Consider the following 20,325-nt stretch of genomic DNA (forward strand, 5'->3'; position numbering starts at 1 on the left):
TTCGCCGGGGCCCGCACGGAAGGGCCGCCGGCCGTCGCTGCAGCGCGCCTCGGGATGCACCCTGGGCGCCGCGCCGACGCCTATCCTGACGGAGACCACACCCGTGAAGCGTACCTACCAGCCCTCCAAGCTCGTCCGGAAGCGCCGGCACGGGTTCCGGCACCGGATGTCGACGGTGGGCGGCCGCAAGGTCCTGGCCAACCGCCGCGCCAAGGGCCGCGCCAAGCTCAGCGCCTGAACCGGGCGGGACGGGGCTTGCCATGCCGGGACGCCTGACTCGGCTGACCCGGCGCGGCGAATCCTCAAGGTCGCCAGCCGGGGCCGGAAGGCCGCGCGTCCGGGCCTGGTTCTCCAGGCCCTGCCGCAACCGCAAGGCGGGCTTCGGCTCGGCTTCACAGCGACCAAGAAGATCGGCAACGCCGTTGCCCGCAACCGTGCCAAGCGCCGGCTGCGGGAAGCGGCGCGCCTGACGCTGAGCGAGGCGCCACCGACCGGCTGGGACCTGGTGCTGGTCGCCCGCGACGCCACCGGCGCGCGGGACTGGCAGACGCTGCTCGGTGACCTGCGCGGCGCCCTGCGCCAGGCCGGGGTGCCGGAAGTGGGCCAAGCCCCGGCGCCGGTACGCCCGGAGCCCGTGCCATGACCCTGCCGGCCCAGGCGCTGCGCGGTGCCGTCATCGCTTACCAATGGACGCTGCGCCCCTTCATCGGGGCGCATTGCCGTTTCCACCCCAGCTGCAGCCATTACGCGCTGGAGGCGCTCGAGGCCCATGGCGCCCTGCGCGGCACATGGCTCGCCGGCCGCCGCATCCTGCGCTGCAACCCCTGGCATCCCGGCGGCGTGGACCCGGTCCCCGCGCGCGGGGCCGGCCAATTCCAGCCCGTCCCGAAAGGCTGACCTCGTTCCATGGACCAGAAGCGCCTTCTTGCGGCGATCGCCATCTCGATCGGCATCCTGCTCACCTTCGACCTGCTGAACCGTCCGGCGCGCGAGGCGCAGCGGGCCGAGCTCGCGGCGCAGCAAGCGGCGCAGCAGCAGGCGGCCCAGGTGCAGCAGGCCGCGCCGCAGCCGGGCCCCAACCCGGGACCCGTCGGCCCGCTCGGCGCGCCGACCGATGCGGCCCCTGCCGCCGGTGCGCCGCGCGCTCCAGGCGCCCGGCTGCCGGTCGAGGGCCCGCGCCTGCACGGCACGCTTAGCCTGCGCGGTGCGCGGCTGGATGACGTGGTGCTGAAGGACTACCACGAGACGGTGGACCGGACCTCCCCGCTGGTGCGCGTGCTGGCGCCGCGCGAGGGCGCCGCGCCCTATTACGGGCAATGGGGCTGGACCGCGGCGGATGGCCGCACCCCGGTCCCCGGCAACGACACCGACTGGACCGCCGACGGCGCCGAGCTCGCCCCCGGCAAGCCGGTGACCCTGCGCTGGGACAACGGCCAGGGCCAGGTCTTCGAGATCGGCCTCGCGCTCGACGAGAACTACATGGTCACCGCTGAGCAGCGGGTGAAGAACACCGGGCCGGAGGCGGTGCAGCTGCTGCCCTGGGCCCGCATCCGCCGCGAATACACCCCGCCGACACAGGGCTTCTACATCCTGCACGAGGGCTTCGTCGGCGTGCTCGACGGCCGCCTGCGCGAGGACACCTACAAGAGCGCGCGGGAGGAGGGCGCCAAGCGCGGCGGCGTGGTGTTCGAGCAGGAGGCGGCCGGCGGCTGGGCCGGCTTCACCGACAAGTACTGGCTGGCCTCGCTTGCCCCGGTCGACCAGGCGGCGCGCTTCCGGGCGACCTACCGGGCGATCCCGGAAGGCGGCCAGGACCGCTGGCAGGTGGACTTCGCCCAGCCCCAGCCCGCCACCATCGCGCCCAACACCACCGGCGCGAGCCAGGCGCTGCGGCTGTTCGCCGGGGCCAAGGAGGTGCGGCTGCTCGACAGCTACCGCGACCGGCTCGGCATCCCGGATTTCGACAAGGCGATCGACTTCGGCTGGTTCTACTTCCTGACCAAGCCGTTCTTCTACGCGATCGACTGGATCTTCACGATCGTCGGCAACTTCGGCGTCGCCATCCTGATCTTCACGCTGCTGCTGAAGGCGGCCTTCTTCCCGCTGGCCAGCAAGGCCTACAAGTCGATGGGGAAGATGAAGGTGCTCGGTCCGAAGATGACCGAGATCAAGGAGCGCTACAAGGACGACCCGGCCAAGGCGCAGGCCGAGATGATGGCGCTGTACCGGACCGAGAAGATCAACCCGGCCTCCGGCTGCCTGCCTATCCTGATCCAGATCCCGGTCTTCTTCTCGCTCTACAAGGTGCTGTTCGTCACCATCGAGATGCGGCACGCGCCCTTCTTCGGCTGGATCCGCGATCTCTCGGCGCCCGACCCGACCAACCTGTTCAACCTGTTCGGGCTGATTCCCTACGATCCGACCCAGCTTTCGCACTACCTGCACATGCCGGTCTGGGCGCTGATCATGGGCGTGACCATGTTCCTGCAGCAGAAGCTGAACCCGGCGCCGCCCGACCCAATCCAGGCCAAGCTGTTCCAGTACATGCCGATCATCTTCACCTTCATGCTGGCCAGCTTCCCGGCCGGGCTGGTGATCTACTGGTCCTGGAACAACCTCCTTTCCATCGCGCAGCAGTGGTACATCCAGCGCAGCGCGAAGGTCGGCAAGCCGGCGGCGGTTCCGGTCGCCGCGGCGCTGCCGAAAAGGGGTGATCACCCTTCCCAAGCTGCCGCCGCACCTGCCCGCGGGCGGCCTGTCGGAAGCCAGGACGCCCGAGGACCGGGCGGCGCTGATCGAGGCGGGGCGGGTGCTGTTCGCGCAGTCCTGCACCTTCTTCTACGCGTCGCAGAGGATCGACCAGCTGCCGCCGGTGGGCGGGCCCGAGATCGCCTTCTGCGGCCGGTCCAATGTCGGCAAGTCCAGCCTGGTCAATGCATTGACCGGGCAGAAGGCGCTGGCCCGGGTGTCCAACACGCCGGGCCGGACCAAGCAGCTCAACTTCTTCAATCTTGGCGACCGGCTGACCCTGGTGGACATGCCGGGCTATGGCTACGCCCAGGCCTCGAAGTCGGTGAAGCAGGACTGGCAGGGGCTCATGTTCGACTTCCTGCGCGGCCGCCCGACGCTGCGCCGGGTGATCCTGCTGCTGGATGCACGGATCGAGACCAAGCCGGCCGACCGCATGGCGATGAAGCTGCTGAACGATGCGGCGGTGTCCTTCCAGATCGTCCTGACCAAGGCCGACGATGCCAAGCCCTGGTGGCTGGAGCAGCGGACGCGGGAGGCCGAGCAGCTGGCCCGCAGCCACACCGCCGGCCATCCGCTGGTCATCGTCACCAGTGCCGAGACCGGCCTCGGCATCCCGGAGCTGCGGGCGGAGCTGGCGGCGCTGGCCGACTGAGCGCGGCGGTGCGCCGCGCGGCGCGGGCGATGGCCCGGGCGACGAAATCGAGCGGTCCCCGCCCTGCCTTCACGCCGGGAGGTTTGCCCCCGCGGCAAACTGCTCTACAGCGGGGCGCCAGCAATCCGGAACACCGGCCGATGACCGACGCCCCGCCCGACCCGATGAAGCTCCTCGCCGGCGCGCTGCCCTTCCTGAAGCGCTACGACGACCAGATCGTGGTGGTGAAGTATGGCGGCCACGCCATGGGCGAGGAGGAGACCGCGCTGCGCTTCGGCCGCGACATCGCGCTGCTGGAGCAGGTCGGCGTCAACCCCGTCGTGGTGCATGGCGGCGGGCCGCAGATCAACGCCATGCTGAAGCGGCTGAACGTCCAGTCCACCTTCGTGCAGGGCCTGCGCGTGACGGACGAGGCGATGCTCGACGTGGTCGAGATGGTCCTCGCCGGCCCGGTCAACAAGCAGGTGGCCGAGGCGATCACCCGCGCCGGCGCCATGGCGGTCGGCATCTCCGGCAAGGATGGCGGGCTGGTGCGCGCCCGCAAGGTCACCCGCACCGTGCGCGACCCCGGCTCGAACCTCGAGCAGGTGCTCGACCTCGGCTTCGTCGGCGAGCCGGACTCGATCGACACCAAGGTGCTGAAGCTGATGATCGGCGCCGACATCGTGCCGGTGGTGGCGCCGGTCGGCGTCGGCCATGACGGCCAGACCTACAACATCAACGCCGATACGGTGGCCGGCGCGATCGCCGGCGCGCTGGGGGCGGAGCGCCTGCTGGTGCTGACCGACGTCGCCGGCGTGAAGGGCCCGGACGGCGCCTTCATCCCGGAGATGACGGTGGCCCGGGTGAAGCAGGGCATCGCCGAGGGTTGGATCAATGCCGGCATGATCCCGAAAGTCGAGACCTGCATCTATGCGATCGAGCGCGGCGTGAAGGGCGCGGTCATCCTCGATGGCCGGGTGCCGCATGCGGTGCTGCGCGAGCTCTTCACCGATGGCGGGGCGGGGACGCTGATCAAGCCGTAGGGCACGGCATGCGCGGCTAGACCGGCTCGGCCAGCAGCTCGATCTGCCAGCGCATCTCGGCCTCCGTCAGCGGCCAGTCGCCGGTCGGCGGCAGGGGTATGCAGGCGCCGGGGGCGATCTGGCCGAGCACGCCTTGCGCCGGCAGGCTGCAGCGCGGCGGGAAGCCGGCCTTCCAGCAGAGGCTGACAAGCGCCTTGCCGCTGCGCATTGCGCGGCATGCTCCACCGCCCGCGCCGGCACGCCGGTCTGCTCGGCCAGCAGCCGCAGCATGGTGATCCTGTCGCCGCGCAGCCCGGCTTCCTCGAAGGCCAGCTCCGGCGGCAGCGCGCCGCCGCCGCGCCGTTCCAGCCGCAGGTCGACGCGCGCCCGCAGAACCCGGGCCAGGGTGGGGTCGAGGTCGGTGCGGGCGGCCAGCGGCTCCAGCAGGTGGTCGGCGACCACCGCCGCAAGGGCCAGCGTCGCCTGCGGCGGCAAGCCGGTCCGGCGGACCAGCGTCTCCTGCCATTGCTGATGCGTCGCGGCGACGGCGATCAGCGTGTCGAGCGTCTTCTCCCGGATCGAGGCGCTGTCATTGGCCAGCAGCGCCGCCACCGCGCCGTTGTCGGACCGCGCGACCACCGCATCCGACAGCCGCTCGCTGAGATGCGGGCGGCGGGCGACGGCCGTCACCGTCTCCGGTACCGGCGGCGCCTCGATCAGCGCCAGCAGGTCGTCCTCGGTCAGCAGGGGGAGAAGCGGATGACCGGGGCCGCCACCTCCATCGCCGCGTCCCGCGCCAGGCGCAGGATCAGGTCGCGCGGCGCATCCGGCATCGCCTGCAATTCCTCGGCGATGACCGCGCGGACCATCACCGCGGCATCCGCCGCCAGCGCGCAGAGCGTGCTCCAGGCCAGGGTGTGCAGCCGGTCCTTCGCCCCGGCCAGCACAGGCGCGCGCGGCGCCAGCTTGCGGCCGACCACGGCGCGCACCCGCGGGTCGCCGTCGCCCGCCAGCAGGCTGTCCGCCTGGGCCGGCGTCGCCGCATTGGCGGCGACCGCGGCGCGCACCGTCAGCTTGCCGTCGGCGGCGAGGAAATAGAGGATTTCCGGCGCCGCGTCGGGACGGGAGGCGAGGGCGATGCGCTCCGCCTCGGTGCCCTCGGCGACGATGCGCTTCGCCGCCTCGTAGGACGGGGCCGGCTTCACGAGGCGAGGCGCCGCGGCGGCTCGTCTGGCGCCGCCAGAACCCAGGCATCCCGCCCGCCGCGCTTGGCGTCGTACATGGCGGCATCGGCGCGGGCCAGCAACGCCTCGGGCGTCTCGGCGGTGCCGGGCTGGCGGATGGCGCCGCCGATGCTGAAAGTGATCGGCGGCACGCCCTTGCCCAGCCGGTGGTCGAGCCGGGCGGCGGCGGCGCAGACCGCGGCGGCACGGCCGGCGGCGCCTGCGGCATCCGCGTCCTCGAGCCAGAGGGCGAATTCGTCGCCGCCGAGCCGCGCCGCCATGTCGGTCGGCCGGACCAGCTCGCGCAGCAGGCCGGCGACCGAGACCAGGGCGGCATCCCCGGCCTCGTGCCCCAGTCGGTCGTTGATCGGCTTGAAATTGTCGAGGTCGAGGAAGAGCAGCGCGCCTTCCGCCCGGCCGGCCCGCAACGGGTCCTGCGCCTGGCGCCGCAGCCGGCGGCCGAGATCCTCGAGGAAGGCGCGGCGGTTCAGCAGGCCGGTCAGCGCATCGGTCCGCGCCTGGCATTCCAGCCTCTGCTGCAGCGCCTGGTTGCCGAGCACCACGAAGAGGAAGTCGGACAGCGCCGCCAGCATGTGGCGGTCATCCGCATCGAAGTCGCGCTGGCCGGCGTCGCGCCAGGCCAGGAGCGCCTGCGGCCGGCCTCCCTGCGGCACGCCCTGCGGCTGCTGCGGCACCAGGGCCAGGCATTCCCCGCCCGGACCGTCGAGGAAGGCCGGGGCATCGAGCGACGGACGCGGCGCGAGGCCGGCGAGCAGCGGCCTCGGCTCCGCACCATGTCGGTGGATGGCGACCGGACCGCCGCCCTCCGGCCATTCCAGTACCGCGGCGCCGGCGCAGCCGAGCGCACCCTGCATCGCCTCCAGCGTCGCGGTCAGCATGCGGGGCGCCAGCACTTCCCGCCGCACCCGGCCGACCAGGCTCTGCAGGGCCTCCGCCCGGCGCAGCGCCGCGGCCTGGGCCTCGGCCTCCGCCACCTCCGCGGTGATGTCCCGGCCGCTGCCGCGCAGGCCGACGAAGCGGCCGGCGGAGTCATGCAGCGGGGCGAGCGAGAGGCTGAGGCAGGCAGTGCCGCCATCCGGCCGGCGCAGCCAGGCGCGCAGGCCGCGGGCGGCGCCGTGCAGCAGGAAGGGGTCGGGTTTGGGCATTGCCAGCAGGTCGCGGCCCGGGCGGCCGAGCAGGGCTTCCGCCGACCAGCCGAGCGGGGCCTCCGGGGCGACGAAGCTGAAGCGGCCTTCGGCATCGGTTTCGAAGACTAGGTCGGCGGCGAGGGTCGTGAAGTCCCGCCAGCGCTGGCGGAATCGAGCAGTGCACCGCAAAGCCCAGGATCGGGCGCCGGCGCCGCCGCGACGCCGCCGGTGGGAGCGCCATGGGCGCGGGCCTGCTCTGCCGTGGGATCCATGGGGGCCATGCGGGCAGGATCGCCGGATCGGATGAAGGACGCGTTATCGGAAGGGCCGGGGCGCGTTGACAGGCGCGTGTCGGCATCGGCATGGTCCGCCGCTTCCGCGCCGGGCCTCCGGCGCGCCGGATATCGCCGCGGGACAACGAGCATGGACGCCAGCACCCTTCAGACGCGCATCGAAGCCCTGTGGGAGCGCCGCGACACGCTCACCCCGGCCACCGGGGGCGACGACCGGGCGGTGGTCGACGCGGCGCTGGAGGCGCTCGATTCCGGCCGCGCCCGGGTCGCCGAGCCGCTTGGGAGCCCTGGCGAGTGGCGGGTGAATCAATGGCTGAAGCAGGCGGTGCTGCTCTCCTTCCGGCTGGCCGATTCGGCGCCGATGGAGGTCGGCACCGGCGCCTATGACAAGGTGGCGCTGAAATTCGCCGACTGGGGCCCGAACCGCTTCAAGGAGGCCGGCTTCCGCGCGGTGCCGGGCGCCGTGGTGCGGCGGTCCGCCTATATCGCGCCGGGCGTGGTGCTGATGCCGTCCTTCGTGAACCTCGGCGCCCATGTCGACCGCAACACGATGGTCGATACCTGGGCGACGGTCGGGTCCTGCGCGCAGATCGGCAAGAACGTGCACATCTCGGGCGGCGTCGGCATCGGCGGCGTGCTCGAACCGCTGCAGGCCAACCCGGTGATCATCGAGGACGACTGCTTCGTCGGCGCGCGGTCCGAGGTGGCCGAGGGCGTCGTGGTCGAGCGCGGCGCGGTGCTGTCCATGGGCGTCTTCCTTGGCGCCAGCACCAAGATCATCGACCGCGCCACGGGGCAGGTCTACATGGGCCGGGTGCCGTCCTACTCCGTCGTGGTGCCGGGCAGCCTGCCGGGCAAGCCGCTGCCGGATGGCACGCCGGGGCCGTCGCTCTATTGCGCGGTGATCGTCAAGCGGGTGGACGAGCAGACCCGGGCCAAGACCAGCATCAACAAGCTGCTGCGGGACTGACGCCGCGCAATCGCGGAGCCCCGGAACGACGTGAGGAGCGAAGCGTGAATCGCACCGCCTGGCCATGAGGAATACGCCGACCGACCCGGTGCCGCTGGCGCGGGCGCTGATCCGCTGCCCGAGCGTCACCCCGGCCGATGCCGGGGCGCTCGGCGTGATGGAGGATGCGCTGACCGCCCTCGGCTTCACCTGCCACCGGCTGACCTTCGGCGAGACGCCCAACCTCTACGCCCGCCGCGGCACCGAGGGGCCGCATTTCTGCTATGCCGGCCATACCGACGTGGTGCCGACCGGCCCGGCCGAGGCCTGGGCGGACGGGCCCTTCGACGCCGTCGTGAAGGACGGGGTGCTCTACGGCCGCGGCGCCTGCGACATGAAGGGCGGCATCGCCGCCTTCGTCGCCGGGCTGACCGACTACCTCGCCGCCAACCCGAACGCCCCTGGCAGCATCAGCCTGCTGATCACCGGCGACGAGGAAGGCCCGGCCAAGGACGGCACCACCAAGGTGCTCGACTGGATGGCGGCGCGGGGCGAGATCCCCGACATGGCCCTGGTCGGCGAGCCGACCTCCCGCGTCGCCCTCGGCGACCTGATCAAGGTCGGCCGCCGCGGCAGCATGACGGCCTATATCACGCTCTTTGGCACGCAGGGCCACAGCGCCTATCCGCAGAGGGCCGACAACCCGATCCACCGCCTGATCCGCGTGCTGCACCGGCTGACCGCTGAACCGATCGACCAGGGCAGCCAGTTCTTCGAGGCGACGACCCTGCAGGTCACCGGCTTCGATGTCGGCAACGTGGCGAACAACGTCATCCCCGGCGAGGCCCGGGCGATGCTGAACATCCGCTTCAACGACCTCCACACCAGCGCGTCCCTGACCGAGCACCTGCACGCCGCGCTGCGGGCCGAGGACGCCCGCTACGAGATGCGCGTCGATTGCTCCGGCGAGAGCTTCCTCACCCGGCCCGGCCCCTTCGTCGACGCACTGCGCCGCGCCGTGCTGCGCGCCACGGGCGCCGAGCCGGCGCTCGATACCGGCGGCGGCACCTCGGATGCCCGCTTCATCGCGCGGTTCTGCCCGGTGGCGGAGCTCGGTGCCGTCGGCTCCACCATGCACAAGGTGAACGAGGCGGCGCCGGTGGCCGAGCTGCGCGACCTGCGCCGCGCTGTACCGCATGGTGCTCGAGGAGGCCTTCGCCTGAGCGGCGCGCCGCCGACGACCCGCGGCATCGTCGCCGCCGGGCTGCGCGGCGCCTTCCGCCTGGCCCAGGGCAAGCCGGACGGGCTGCTGCTGGTCGAGGCCTCGCCCGAGGGCCTGGCCCGCAGCTTCTGGGCGGCGGCGCTTTGCCTGCCCGGCTTTCTCGCGCTCAAGCTGCTGTCCTGGGCCGGCGACGGCGTGCCTGCGGCGGGCTTCGCGCGTGCCATGACGGCCGAGCTGATCGGCTATGCCGCGGCCTGGGCCGGCTTCGCGCTCGCCTCCCTGCCGCTGGCCGAGGCGCAGGGGCGCCGCGCGGAGTGGCCGCGCTTCATCGCGGCCTGGAACTGGGCCAACGCGGTGCAGTACCTGGTGCTGATCGCGCTCACCGTGCCCGCCGCCTTCGGCCTGCCCGAAGCCGTCGCCCAGGGCCTGGGGCTGGCGGCGCTGGGCTACGCGCTATGGCTCGAATGGTTCGTGGCGAAGACGGCGCTGCGGCTGCCGGGCGGCACGGCGGTGCTCTTCGTCGGGCTCGACTTGATGCTGGGGATCTTCATCGGCGGGCTGGTCGGCCGGCTGGCGGGCGGGTGACTGCCGCGGCGGACACCCTGGCCGCGCTCCGCCGCGGCGACCTTGCCGGCACCCGGGTGCTGCGCCTTGCCGGCCTCGGCCTGCGTGGATTCCCGGCCGAGATCCTCGGCCTCGCCGAGACCCTCGAACTGCTCGACCTCAGCGGCAATGCGCTGGAGGCGCTGCCGCCAGGCCTCGCCCGCTGCCGCCGCCTGGCGGTCTTCTTCGGCTCGGGCAACCGCTTCGGCCGGCTGCCGCCGGTGCTGGGCGAATGCCCGGCGCTCAGCCAGGTCGGTTGCCGCGGTAGCGCCCTGGCGGAGGTCCCGGCCGAGGCCCTGCCGCCTGGGCTGCGCTGGCTGACCCTGACCGACAACCACCTCGCCACGCTGCCGCCGGCCCTCGGGGAGCGTCCGGCACTGCAGAAGCTGATGCTCTCCGGCAACCGCCTGGAGCGCCTGCCGGCGGGGCTGGCCGGCGCCGGCAGGCTCGAGCTGCTGCGCATCGCCGCCAACCGCTTCGAGGCATTGCCGCCCTGGCTGGACGGCCTGCCCCGGCTTGCCTGGCTGGCCATGGCCGGCAATCCCTGCGAGGGCGCGGGCATGGCCCCGGCCGCCCCGGCGGTGGACTGGTCCACCCTCCGCCCCGGCACGCTGCTGGGGGAGGGGGCCTCGGGCCGCGTCCATGCTGCGCTCTGGGCGGGCCGCCCCGTCGCGCTCAAGCTTTTCAAGGGCGCCATGACCAGCGATGGCTTGCCGGAGCGCGAGATGGCCGCCTGCCTCGCCGCCGGCGCGCACCCCCATCTGGTCGGCGCGCTGGGGCGGCTGGCAGGGCATCCGGATGGATCGCAGGGATTGGTGATGCCGCTGCTGCCGCCGGGCTGGCGGGTCCTTGCCGGCCCGCCAAGCCTTGAGAGCTGCAGCCGCGACATCTACGACCCCGGCCTGCGGCTGACGCCGGCGGTGGCGCTTCGCCTTGCCCGGGGCATCGGCGCGGCGGCGGCGCATCTGCACGGCCAGGGGCTGCTGCATGGCGACCTCTACGCCCACAACGTGCTGTGGGACGGCACGGTGGGGGCGGCGGTGCTCAGCGACCTCGGCGCCGCAGCCTTCCTGCCGCCCGGTGCGACGGGGGTGGCGCTCAGGCGCCTGGAGGTGCGGGCCTGGGGCCTGCTGCTGGGCGAGTTGCTGGATCGCTGCGACGACGCGGTGCCGGACCTTGCCCGGGCGGTGGAACGCGCCTGCGTGCAGCCGGAGGTGGCAGCCCGGCCAGCGCTGGCGGAGGCCCTGGCGATGCTGCCGGCCTGACCTCGATCACGGCGACAGCGGCCTGCGTTCAAAGGTGAACGCGGCGCCGCCAGAACGCGTTGTTTCTCGGGCAGAGCCAGGCGTTCGGGCGTTCACGCCCTGCGGCCGTCGGCCCTACCCCCAGTCCGGCTCCTGCGCATACCGCACGAAACTGAAGCAGAGCCCTTCGGCCGGTGCCGTCTGCCCCGCCTGGGTCCGGTCCGCGCTCTCCAGCACCCGCCGGGGCCAGTCGACGCCGCGCTTCCCCTGGCCGACCTCGAGCAACGTGCCGGCGAGGTTGCGGATTTGGTGGTGCAGGAAGCTGCGCGCCTCGGCGACCATCACCACCTCATCCCCCTGCCGGCGCACCTCCAGCCGGTCCAGCGTCCGGATCGCGCTCTTGGCTTGGCAGGCCGCCGCGCGGAAGGCGGAGAAATCGTGCCGCCCCAGCAACCGCTGCGCTGCCGCATGCATCGCCGGCACGTCCAGGCGCTGCGCCACGTGCCAGACCCGGCCGAGCTCCAGCGCCGGCCGCGCCCGCCGGTTGAGGATGCGGTAGCGGTAGCCGCGGTGGACCGCCGAGAAGCGCGCGTTCCAGCCCTCAGGCGCCCGCGCCGCCGAGACAACCGCCACGGGATGCGGCTTGGTGTGGAAATTCAGCGCCTCGCGCAGCCGGTCCGGCGGGAGGTCGCGGTCGAGGTCGAGCTGCGCCACCTGGCCTTCGGCGTGGACCCCGGCATCCGTCCGTCCGGCGGCGATGGTGGCCGGCACCACCCCGCCATTCAGCCGCGCCGCCGCCTCCTCCAGCACCTGCTGGACCGAGAGCCCGTTCGCCTGCCGCTGCCAGCCGACGAAGGGCCCGCCGTCATATTCCAGGGTCAGGGCGTAGAGCGGCATCGGCCCCCCGATCGTCGGAGCGCCGCCCGGCGCGGAGGCGTGAATCGGCGGGCCGACATCAGCCCCCGATCGTCGGAGCGCCGCCTGGCGCGGAGGCGTGAATCGGCGGGCCGACATCAGCCCCCGATCGTCGAAGCGCCGCCTGGCGCGGAGGCGTGAATCGGCGGGCCGGCATCAGCCCAGGATGGTGCCGGAGGGCAAGGGGAACCCCCGCAGGAAATTCGCCGCCGGCAGCGGGCCGCGGCCCGGGCGCTGCAGCCGCAGCAGGCGCAGCGCACCGGCGCCGCAGGCGATGGTCGCGGCATCGTCCAGCACCGTGCCGGGCGGTGCCTTCCCCGGCGCCGGCTCGGCCGCCAGCACGCGGATCTGCTCCCCGGCATGGGTGAAGAAGGTGCCCGGCCAGGGATTGAGCGCCCGCACCCGGCGGTCGAGCGCCGCGGCCTCCTGCGCCCAGTCGAGCACGCCATCCGCCTTGGCGAGCTTGGCAGCATAGGTCACCCCCGCCTCCGGCTGCGGCACCGGCGCGGGCGGCTCGGCCAGGGCGCGCAGGATCAGCCCCGCGCCGATCCCGGCCAAGGCGTCGTGCAACTCGGGCGTCGTGGTGCGCGGGCCGATCGGGGTGGCGCCCTTCAGCAGCATCGGGCCGGTATCCAGCCCTTCCTCCATCTGCATGATGGTGACGCCGCTCTCGGCATCCCCGGCCAGGATCGCCGCCTGGATCGGCGCCGCGCCGCGCCAGCGCGGCAGCAGGGAGGCATGGATGTTGAGGCAGCCGCGCCGGGGCGCGTCCAGCATGGCCTTCGGCAGGATCAGCCCATAGGCGGCGACCACCGCCACATCGAGATCGAGCGCGGCGAAGGCGGCATGCGCGGCGACGTCCTTCCGCACCCGTGCCGGGGTCCGCACCGCCAGCCCCAGCGCCAGCGCCGCCTGGTGGACCGGGCAGGGCGTCTCCCGCTGGCCGCGGCCGGCCGGGCGGGGCGGCTGGCAATAGACCGCGACGATCTCGTGCCCCGCCGCATGCAGCGCCCGCAGGGCCGGCACGGCGAAGTCCGGGCTGCCCATGAAGGCGAGGCGCATCACGCGCCCTCGCGCGCCTTGTTCTTCAGGTCCTTGGCCAACTTCCGCAGCAGCATGTTGCGCTTCAGCGTGCTGATGTGGTCGACGAAGAGCACGCCGTTCAGGTGGTCGTATTCATGCTGCAGGCAGGTCGCCAGCAGCCCGTCCGCCTCGATCTCCGCTTCGCGCCGCCGAGGTCGTGGTAGCGCATCTTGACCCGCGCCGGCCGCGTCACGTCGGCATACTGGCCGGGCAGGGAGAGGCAGCCTTCCTCCCGCTCCGCCAGCTCGTCGCTGACTGCGACGATCTCGGGGTTGACCAGGACCATGGGATCCGGCTTGTCGCCCTTCTGGATGTCGACCACGAATAGCCGCAGCAGGCTGCCGACCTGCGGCGCCGCCAGCCCGATCCCCGGCGCCTTGTACATCGCGTCCAGCATCCGCGGCGCGAGCGCCCGGACGGCATCGGCATCGGCGGGGCCGACCGGGCGCGCCTTGGCGCGCAGCCGCGGGTCGGGCACCAGGAGGATGGCCAGGGGATCAGCGTTCGGATCGTCGTCGGGCATGATGCGGCGGAAGTAGCCGCCGGGCGACCCCCTGCAACGGCCGCCCCGCCTGACGACATTCCCAGCCGAGACCGGGTGCTTCGGGCCCGGCCCACCGCTTCGCTCCACATGAGGAGGCCCCCATGTCCCGCCCATCGGTCTTCGGATCGCCCCTGTTCCTCGGCTTCGACCACCTCGAGCAGATGCTCGACCGGGTCGCCAAGAACGCCGACGGATACCCGCCCTACAACATCGAGCAGACCGGCGACAACCGGCTGCGCATCACGCTGGCCGTCGCCGGCTTCGCGATGGACGACCTGCAGATCACGCAGGAGGACAACCAGCTGGTGATCCGTGGCCGGCAGAAGGACGATTCGGACGGCCGGATCTTCCTGCATCGCGGCATCGCCGCGCGGCAGTTCCAGCGCGCCTTCGTGCTGGCGGAGGGGATCGACGTGGAAGGCGCCTGGCTCGACAACGGCCTGCTGCACGTGGATCTGCGCCGGCCGCAGCCGGAGGTGCGGGTGAAGACCATCCCGATCGGTGGCGGCAACGCCGCCGCCGGTGGCGAGGGGATCGCCCCTGGTCCCAAGCTGAACGGCAGCGCCCGGCCGATCGTGGAGGGCCGGGTGACCCGGGGTTGACGCCGCGGAAAGCAGGCCAAGGATTAGACTGACATCCGGGGCTGACAAGCGAACCCGGCGCGCTGCACGGCGCTAGGTTCCTTGAACGCTCCCCACCGCATGGGCTTCGGCCATGCCGGCAGGAGAATGTGAGATGAAGAGCAGCAATTCCGACAATGGTCAGATGGACACCGGCACCGTGGCGCTGTCCCTGCGGCAGTTGTCCGTCGCCGACTGGCAGCGCTTCGGCGCGCAGGAGATCGCCTATATCCGGCCGGTCCTGGTGAACGGCGTGCATGCCATGGCGATCCACGCCGCGGACGGCACCCCGATCGGCGCCGCGCCGAATGCCGACATGGCGATCGCCGCCATCCTGCAGCACGAGATGGCGCCCGCCCTGGTGCACTGAACCGCCCTGCGGCGCGGCGGCGGGCCGCCGCGCCGGGGCCGCCTATCTGAGGTGCGTTAACCGGCCGGGGCGTCGATCCAGCCGACGCAGCCATCGGCGCGGCGATAGACCACGTTCAGCACCCCGGAGCCGCTGTTGCGGAACATCAGCACCGGCTGGTGCGTGAGGTCGAGACGCATCACCGCCTCGCTCACGCTCAGCCGGGCGATCGCGGTCGGCTGCTCCGCAACGATCACGCTGTGGTCGATCCGCGCGCCGTCCACCGGCGCGGTCCCGGCCGCCTCGGCCTCGTCCTCGGGCTGCAGCACGTATTGCGTGGCGGTCTCGGCCTCCGGCTCGGGCGCCCGGGTATCGGCCAGGCTGCGCGCATGCTCGTTGACCCGCCGCCGGTAGCGGCGCAGGCGCTTGGCCACGTGCTCCGCCGCCACCTCAAAGGCGCGATGCGCGTCCGCCCCTTCGCCCTCGCCCCGCATGAACAGGTTGCGCCCCGCCTTCAGGTTGATGTCGCAGGCGAAGGCGCCGGCTTTCCCCTTCACGTCGCGCCGGAAGGTGACGTTGGCCTCCAGCGCATGGTCGAAGTACTTCTGCGTGATGGTGGCCAGGCCCTCGCGGACATGGGTCTGCAGCGCTTCCCCGGTCTCGACCTGCTTGCCGGCGACGGTGACATGCATGGGGGCAATCCCTCCTGTCCCAAGATGGGGAGGGGCGCCCGGCTGGGCCCAGGGTGACGCAAGGGGTTGCGCACCATGTGCGTGCCGTCCGGCTGCGGAAGACCTGGGCCGTCCGGCAGGATCAGGCCGGGACGGCCTTCTCCCGTTTACGTTGCACGGATGATGGGATCCGCAACGCCTCGCGGTATTTGGCCACCGTTCTCCGGGCGATGTCTACGCCTTCCTGGCGTAATCGCTCGACAATCGCATCGTCGGACAGGACGGACTCGGCCTCCTCGGCGGCGATCATGCCGCGGATCCGCCAGCGCACGGCTTCGGCGCTGTGCTGCTCCCCGCCACGGGTGCCGGCGATGGCCGTGGTGAAGAAGTATTTCAGCTCGAAGGTGCCGCGGGGCGTCGCGATGTACTTGTTGGCGGTGACGCGGCTGACCGTGCTCTCGTGCATCTGCACCTCCTCGGCGATGTCGCGGAGGATCAGGGGCCGCAGGTACTCGACGCCGTGGCGGAAGAAGCCGTCCTGCCGGCGGACGATCTCCTGCGCCACCCGGATGATGGTGTTGGCGCGCTGCTCGAGGCTCTTCAGCAGCCAGTTGGCGCTCTGCAGCTTCTCCGCCAGGAAGACCTTGTCGTCCCGGCTGCGGCTGCCGACCTGGCAGCGGGCATAGAAGCCGCGGTTGACCAGCACGCGGGGCAGGGTCTCGGGGTTCAGCTCCAGCAGCCAGCCGCCATCCTCGGCCCGGCGCATCAGGACATCGGGCACCACCACCGGGGCCGGCAGCTGGTCGAAGCTGGCGCCCGGCTTCGGGTCCAGCCGCTTCAGCTCGGCGATCATCTCCGCCATGTCCTCGGCATCGACGCCGCAGACCGCCATCAGCCCCGCCCGGTCGCGCCGTGCCAGCATGTCGAGGTTGTCGAGCAGCGCCTGCATCGCAGGATCCAGCCTGTTCTGCTCGGCCAGCTGGATCGCCAGGCACTCCGCCAGGTTGCGCGCGAACATGCCGGGCGGGTCGAAGCGCTGCATGCGGGCGCGCACCGCCCTGACCTTCTCCACCGCGCAGCCCATGGCCTCCGCGATCGCCGCATCCTCGACAGGCAGGCGGCCGGCGGCATCCACCATGGCCAGCAGCTGCGCCGCGATCAGCCGGTCGCGCGCATCCTGGAAGGTCAGCCGGACCTGCTCGCCCAGGTGCTCGCGCAGCGTCTGCCCCGAAGCGGCCAGGTCCTCGACCCCCGAGAGATCGTCGGCGAAATCGGCCCGGCCGCCGCGGCCATAGGGCGATTCGTAGCCGCTGCCGGCGTCGTAGACGTTGCTCCAATCCGCATCGAGCGGCGCGGCGCCGTCCTGCGGCAGCAGATCCGACACCGCCGCGCTGTGGCTGTCGGTCGCCGCGGCGACGGCCGGCAGCGGATCGACCCGGTGGCCGTCATCCGGCCCGGCCAGGATGCGCTCGTCGCGCTCCAGCAGCGGGTTGCGCTCCAGCTCCTCCTCGACGAAGGCGGCGACCTCGAGGTTGCTCGACTGCAGCAGCTTGATCGCCTGCCGCAGCTGCGGCGTCATCACCAGCGACTGCGACTGCCGCAGGTCGAGGCGCGGCGCCATGCTCATCTTTATGCCGCCCGGTACGCAGCCGCCACGCCAACCCCGCGTACCGGGCGGTGGCGCGCTGCGCGCGGTGGCAAGCTCACAGACTGAACCTTTCGCCGAGATAGACCCGCCGCACGCCCTCATGCGCGACGATATCGCGCGGCGCGCCTTCCATCAGCACCTGCCCGTCATGCAGGATATAGGCGCGGTCGATGATCTCCAGCGTCTCGCGCACGTTGTGGTCGGTGATCAGCACGCCGATCCCGCGGTCCTTCAGGTGCTTGACCAGGTCGCGGATCTCGCCGACCGCGATCGGGTCGATCCCGGCCAGAGGCTCGTCCAAAAGGATGTAGGAAGGGTGAGTGGCGAGCGCCCGGGCGATCTCGCAGCGCCGCCGCTCGCCGCCCGACAGGGCCAGGGCGGGGGCCCGGCGCAGATGGGCGATGCCGAACTCGGCCAGCAGCGCGTCCAGCATCTGCTCGCGCCGGTCGCGCACCGGCTCCACCACCTCGAGCGCGGCGCGGATGTTGTCCTCGACGGACAGGCCGCGGAAGATCGAGGCTTCCTGCGGCAGGTAGCCGAGGCCGAGCCGGGCGCGGCGGTACATCGGCAGGGTGGTGACGTCGTGGCCGTCCATCACCACGCGGCCCTCGTCCGGCTGCACCAGGCCGGTGATCATGTAGAAGGTGGTGGTCTTGCCGGCGCCGTTCGGGCCGAGCAGGCCCACGGCCTCGCCGCGCTTCAGGTTGATCGAGACGTTCCGCACCACCGGCCGCTTGCGGTAGCGCTTGCCGAGGCCGAAGGCGGCCAGGCCGCCCTCGCCGGGCAGGGACTTCAGCATCGGCGTGGCCAGCGCCTGGCTCAGCGTCTCGCTCATCGGCCGATCCTCACCGAGCCGGCGCCGGGGGCGGGCTGGGACTTGTCGGGCTGGCCCTTCTCGGCCGCGCCCTCCTGCTGGTTCGGCACGATCAGCCCCTGCACCCGGGCGCCGGGCGAGGAAACCAGCCGGGCGACGCCGGTCCGCATGTTCACGATGGCTTCCCGCCCGTTGATCTGGTTGTCGCCGCGGGTGATGCGGACATCGCCGAGCAGGCGGGCCATGCCGGTCTGCGCGTTGTAGACGCCGCGATCGCCGCGGACCACTTCGGTCGCGGTGCGGATCTCGACATTCCCGTAGGCCTCGACCCGGTCCATCCGGCCGGCGCCGGGCGGCTCCTTCTCCCCCGGGGCGAGGGCCGGGCGCGGCGCGGGCGGCGGCGCGCCGGGGCCGCCGGCACCTTCCAGGAAATAGGCCACGAGCGTGTCGCCGGCGACGCGGCGGTTTTCCGCCGGCTCCGTCACCACGGCGCCGCCGCGGGCGACCGCCATGCGCTTCTGCGACCAGTATTCCAGGCTGTCCTTTGCGGTGATGACCTGGCTCGGCGTCGTCAGCGACAGGTCGCGGCCGGTCAGCACCAGCACCGCCTGGTCGATGTCGTAGACGGCGCGGTCGCCGCGGGCGGTGTCGGTGGCGGTGGTGATCTTCACCCGCCCCTCGGCCTCCAGCCGCCAGATCTCGTTGTTGCCGCCGGGCGCGGCATCCATCGGCGCGGCGGCCTGCTGCGAGGCGGGCCGGGTCGCGGCCGGCTGGCCGGGTTGCTGGCCGGCCGGGCGGTAGCGGGCCAGCAGCCTGTCGGCATCGACCGTCACCCCGGCGCGGACGGCGCGGGCATTGCCGCGGGCGATCACGACCTGCTCGGCCTGCCGCCATTCGATGCCATCGGTCGCGGTGACGTCCACCGGGCCGCCCTGCGACAGGTCGATGTTCTGCGCCGCGGCGCAGAGCGGCAGGGCCAGCACGGCCGCGCCGAGGAGCAGCGCGCGGCGCATCAGCGGCCGCCTTCCAGCACCGCATGGGCGCGGCCGGTGAAGACCACCACCGCGCCGCGGTCGCGGATGCGAAAGCCCTCAGCCGTCAGGGTGCCGAAGCCGCCCTGGGCGGCGACGGGAGCGTCGCCCTCGGCGGTGCCGGCCTCCATCTCCACCTTGGCTTCCTGGGTCAGCAGCATGGTGCCGTTGTCATGGTAGATCGTGACATCCCCCGCGAGATCGAGCTTGCCGGCCGGCTTGTCGTAGCGGCCGGTATGGGACTGCACGTAGATCCAGGCGCCGTCGCTCATGGTGATGTCGCCGCGCGGCTCCTCGAGGTTCAGGATCTCGGCGGCGCCCTCCTGCTGGCCGGCGCGGGCGGTGACGGTGAAGGGGCGGTTCAGCTCGTCCACCCCCTGGTAGCGCGGGTTGACCACGCGCAGCGCCTCGGCGCGCGGCTGGACGGTGCGGCGGAAGGAGACGCGGGAGCGTTCCTCGTTCCCCTCGATCTCCGGCCAGAAGACGACGGCGCCGAGCAGGACCAGGGCGAGCGCCGGCAGCAGCCGCTTGGTCCAGGCGACCACGAAGCGGCGCCTGGCCATCTGGCCGACGGTCGGCGCTGCACGGGCGCGGGAAGGCGGCAGCATGTGCCGCGGCGCGGTCCCGGCGGTCAGGGAGGCGGGAGCCTGGCTGCGGGAAGCGGGGCGCGAGGGCGGGGTGTGGTCCGGCATCACCGGCGGCATACCGCGGCGGCCCGGGCGGGGCGCCCGGTGTTGCGGTCACGGATCGGCGAAAGGGCGCGATGGGTCAGGTCCACGGCCGGATGTATGGGCTGGGGCGTGCCGGGGGTCAATGAGCCGTTCCCGTATCGGACAAGAATCGTGCCAGGATGTGACCGCCGGCTCGGAAGAAGGCGTCCCGCCCCGGGGCGGCGGCGCTAGTGGGCGAAGATGTCCGGCTCGGCATAGCCGAGCAGATCGAGCGCGCCGCGGGTGGGCAGGAAGCCGAAGCAGGCCTGCGCCAGGTCCAGCCGCCCCTCCCGTTGCAGCAGGCCCTCGAGCCGGGCCCAGAGCGCATGCAGGTGCAGCACGTCGGAGGCCGCATAGGCCATCTGCTCGGCGGTCAGCTCGGGCGCCCCCCAGTCGGAGCTCTGCTGCTGCTTCGACAGGTCGACCCCCAGCAGATCCCTGCAGAGATCCTTCAGCCCGTGCCGGTCGGTGAAGGTGCGCACCAGCTTGGCGGCGACCTTGGTGCAGATCACCGGCGCCACCGTGACGCCCAGGTTGTGCTGCAGGGCGGCGCAGTCGAAGCGGGCGAAGTGGAACAGCTTGGTGACCGCCGGGTCGGCCAGCATGGCCTTCAGGTTCGGGCAGTCCGCGCCGCGGCCGCCGAGCCCGGGCGGGATGATCTGCACCAGGTGCGCGTTGCCGTCGCCGGAGGAGAGCTGCACCAGGCAGAGCCGGTCGCGCTGCGGCTTCAGCCCCATCGTCTCGGTATCGATCGCCACCATGGGGCCGAGCGAGAGGCCGTCGGGCAGGTCGTGCCGGTGCAGGGTGATCACGGGGCGGCTCCTCGACCGGGTGCCGCGCGGGAAAAGAAA

Annotated in this window: 21 protein-coding genes and 3 pseudogenes; 12 read left to right on the forward strand and 12 right to left on the reverse strand. The window is 72.6% G+C overall.

Translation table 11 applies throughout. The features are described from left to right. Positions 1-103: 103 nt before the first annotated feature. The 6 genes and pseudogenes from rpmH (at position 104) to argB (ending at position 4,428) form a co-directional block, all read left to right on the forward strand. The gene (gene rpmH / locus ACQ86J_RS28800; protein ID WP_431268217.1) at positions 104-238 is read left to right on the forward strand and encodes a 50S ribosomal protein L34; all 135 of its coding nucleotides are present in this window, start codon (positions 104-106) and stop codon (positions 236-238) included. 60 nt (positions 239-298) lie between these two features. Next, complete coding sequence (rnpA, locus tag ACQ86J_RS28805; protein ID WP_431272568.1) at positions 299-643, forward strand: ribonuclease P protein component; 345 nt, start codon at positions 299-301, stop codon at positions 641-643. Next, positions 640-897 carry a membrane protein insertion efficiency factor YidD gene (gene yidD / locus ACQ86J_RS28810; RefSeq protein ID WP_431268218.1) on the forward strand — a complete coding sequence of 86 codons (258 nt, stop codon included), beginning with the start codon at positions 640-642 and terminating at the stop codon, positions 895-897. Before rnpA ends, yidD begins: the two co-directional genes overlap by 4 nt. Positions 898-906: 9 nt before the next feature. Beyond that, positions 907-2,613: pseudogene (gene yidC, locus ACQ86J_RS28815) on the forward strand (membrane protein insertase YidC); the annotation flags it as partial. 142 nt (positions 2,614-2,755) lie between these two features. After that, positions 2,756-3,403 carry a ribosome biogenesis GTP-binding protein YihA/YsxC gene (gene yihA / locus ACQ86J_RS28820; RefSeq protein WP_431272569.1) on the forward strand — a complete coding sequence of 216 codons (648 nt, stop codon included), beginning with the start codon at positions 2,756-2,758 and terminating at the stop codon, positions 3,401-3,403. Between the two features lie 140 nt (positions 3,404-3,543). Beyond that, positions 3,544-4,428, forward strand: coding sequence for an acetylglutamate kinase (gene argB / locus ACQ86J_RS28825; protein ID WP_431272570.1), 885 nt, complete (start codon positions 3,544-3,546; stop codon positions 4,426-4,428). A 66-nt stretch (positions 4,429-4,494) separates the two neighbouring features. On the opposite strand, the gene ACQ86J_RS28830 is transcribed toward argB, so the two are convergent. From ACQ86J_RS28830 to ACQ86J_RS28840, 3 genes are read right to left on the reverse strand one after another with little or no spacing between them, the layout of a single operon-like run. Next, entirely contained in the window at positions 4,495-5,097 is a 603-nt protein-coding gene (locus ACQ86J_RS28830; protein ID WP_431268219.1) for a DUF2336 domain-containing protein, read from the reverse strand. 50 nt (positions 5,098-5,147) lie between these two features. Next, complete coding sequence (locus ACQ86J_RS28835; RefSeq protein WP_431268220.1) at positions 5,148-5,612, reverse strand: hypothetical protein; 465 nt, start codon at positions 5,610-5,612, stop codon at positions 5,148-5,150. Then, positions 5,609-6,967, reverse strand: a complete 1,359-nt coding sequence (locus ACQ86J_RS28840) for a diguanylate cyclase domain-containing protein (protein ID WP_431268221.1) — start codon at positions 6,965-6,967, stop codon at positions 5,609-5,611. Before ACQ86J_RS28840 ends, ACQ86J_RS28835 begins: the two co-directional genes overlap by 4 nt. A gap of 234 nt (positions 6,968-7,201) precedes the next feature. On the opposite strand from ACQ86J_RS28840, the gene dapD reads away from it, so the two are divergent. From dapD to ACQ86J_RS28860, 4 genes and pseudogenes are all read left to right on the forward strand, one after another. Beyond that, positions 7,202-8,041 carry a 2,3,4,5-tetrahydropyridine-2,6-dicarboxylate N-succinyltransferase gene (dapD, locus tag ACQ86J_RS28845; protein ID WP_431268222.1) on the forward strand — a complete coding sequence of 280 codons (840 nt, stop codon included), beginning with the start codon at positions 7,202-7,204 and terminating at the stop codon, positions 8,039-8,041. Between the two features lie 64 nt (positions 8,042-8,105). Beyond that, a pseudogene (gene dapE, locus ACQ86J_RS28850) lies at positions 8,106-9,243 on the forward strand (succinyl-diaminopimelate desuccinylase). A gap of 221 nt (positions 9,244-9,464) precedes the next feature. Next, complete coding sequence (locus tag ACQ86J_RS28855) at positions 9,465-9,827, forward strand: hypothetical protein (RefSeq protein WP_431268223.1); 363 nt, start codon at positions 9,465-9,467, stop codon at positions 9,825-9,827. Continuing rightward, positions 9,824-11,110 (forward strand): leucine-rich repeat-containing protein kinase family protein, encoded by a 1,287-nt coding sequence (locus ACQ86J_RS28860; RefSeq protein ID WP_431268224.1) that lies wholly within the window; start codon positions 9,824-9,826, stop codon positions 11,108-11,110. Before ACQ86J_RS28855 ends, ACQ86J_RS28860 begins: the two co-directional genes overlap by 4 nt. 114 nt (positions 11,111-11,224) lie before the next feature. Here the strand turns inward: ACQ86J_RS28860 and truA are convergent, their stop codons facing one another. From truA to def, 3 genes and pseudogenes are all read right to left on the reverse strand, one after another. Then, positions 11,225-11,986, reverse strand: a complete 762-nt coding sequence (gene truA, locus ACQ86J_RS28865) for a tRNA pseudouridine(38-40) synthase TruA (protein ID WP_431268225.1) — start codon at positions 11,984-11,986, stop codon at positions 11,225-11,227. 174 nt (positions 11,987-12,160) lie between these two features. Then, positions 12,161-13,066 (reverse strand): methionyl-tRNA formyltransferase, encoded by a 906-nt coding sequence (gene fmt, locus ACQ86J_RS28870; RefSeq protein WP_431268226.1) that lies wholly within the window; start codon positions 13,064-13,066, stop codon positions 12,161-12,163. Then, positions 13,066-13,610: pseudogene (gene def, locus ACQ86J_RS28875) on the reverse strand (peptide deformylase). The gene fmt and the pseudogene def overlap by 1 nt, the downstream one beginning before the upstream one ends. Positions 13,611-13,732: 122 nt before the next feature. Here def and ACQ86J_RS28880 point away from each other — a divergent pair. Continuing rightward, positions 13,733-14,233, forward strand: a complete 501-nt coding sequence (locus ACQ86J_RS28880; protein WP_431268227.1) for an Hsp20 family protein — start codon at positions 13,733-13,735, stop codon at positions 14,231-14,233. A 133-nt stretch (positions 14,234-14,366) separates the two neighbouring features. Then, positions 14,367-14,621, forward strand: a complete 255-nt coding sequence (locus ACQ86J_RS28885) for a DUF1150 family protein (protein WP_431268228.1) — start codon at positions 14,367-14,369, stop codon at positions 14,619-14,621. 56 nt (positions 14,622-14,677) lie between these two features. On the opposite strand, the gene hpf is transcribed toward ACQ86J_RS28885, so the two are convergent. The 6 genes from hpf to ACQ86J_RS28915 all read right to left on the reverse strand — a co-directional run bounded on the left by hpf (position 14,678) and on the right by ACQ86J_RS28915 (position 20,235). Further along, the gene (gene hpf, locus ACQ86J_RS28890; protein ID WP_431268229.1) at positions 14,678-15,292 is read right to left on the reverse strand and encodes a ribosome hibernation-promoting factor, HPF/YfiA family; all 615 of its coding nucleotides are present in this window, start codon (positions 15,290-15,292) and stop codon (positions 14,678-14,680) included. A gap of 121 nt (positions 15,293-15,413) precedes the next feature. Beyond that, positions 15,414-16,898, reverse strand: a complete 1,485-nt coding sequence (gene rpoN, locus ACQ86J_RS28895) for an RNA polymerase factor sigma-54 (protein WP_431268230.1) — start codon at positions 16,896-16,898, stop codon at positions 15,414-15,416. Between the two features lie 76 nt (positions 16,899-16,974). Next, positions 16,975-17,754: an LPS export ABC transporter ATP-binding protein gene (lptB, locus tag ACQ86J_RS28900; protein ID WP_431268231.1), complete on the reverse strand. Its 780-nt coding sequence runs from the start codon at positions 17,752-17,754 to the stop codon at positions 16,975-16,977. After that, positions 17,751-18,746: an LptA/OstA family protein gene (locus ACQ86J_RS28905; protein ID WP_431268232.1), complete on the reverse strand. Its 996-nt coding sequence runs from the start codon at positions 18,744-18,746 to the stop codon at positions 17,751-17,753. Before ACQ86J_RS28905 ends, lptB begins: the two co-directional genes overlap by 4 nt. After that, a complete protein-coding gene (gene lptC / locus ACQ86J_RS28910; protein ID WP_431268233.1) occupies positions 18,746-19,456 on the reverse strand; it encodes an LPS export ABC transporter periplasmic protein LptC in 711 nt (236 codons plus the stop codon). The genes ACQ86J_RS28905 and lptC overlap by 1 nt, the downstream gene beginning before the upstream one ends. A gap of 206 nt (positions 19,457-19,662) precedes the next feature. Continuing rightward, entirely contained in the window at positions 19,663-20,235 is a 573-nt protein-coding gene (locus ACQ86J_RS28915) for a ribonuclease D (RefSeq protein ID WP_431272571.1), read from the reverse strand. Between the last annotated feature and the right edge of the window lie 90 nt (positions 20,236-20,325).

It is taken from the genome of Dankookia sp. P2, from assembly GCF_050632255.1.
GTDB lineage: Bacteria > Pseudomonadota > Alphaproteobacteria > Acetobacterales > Acetobacteraceae > Paracraurococcus.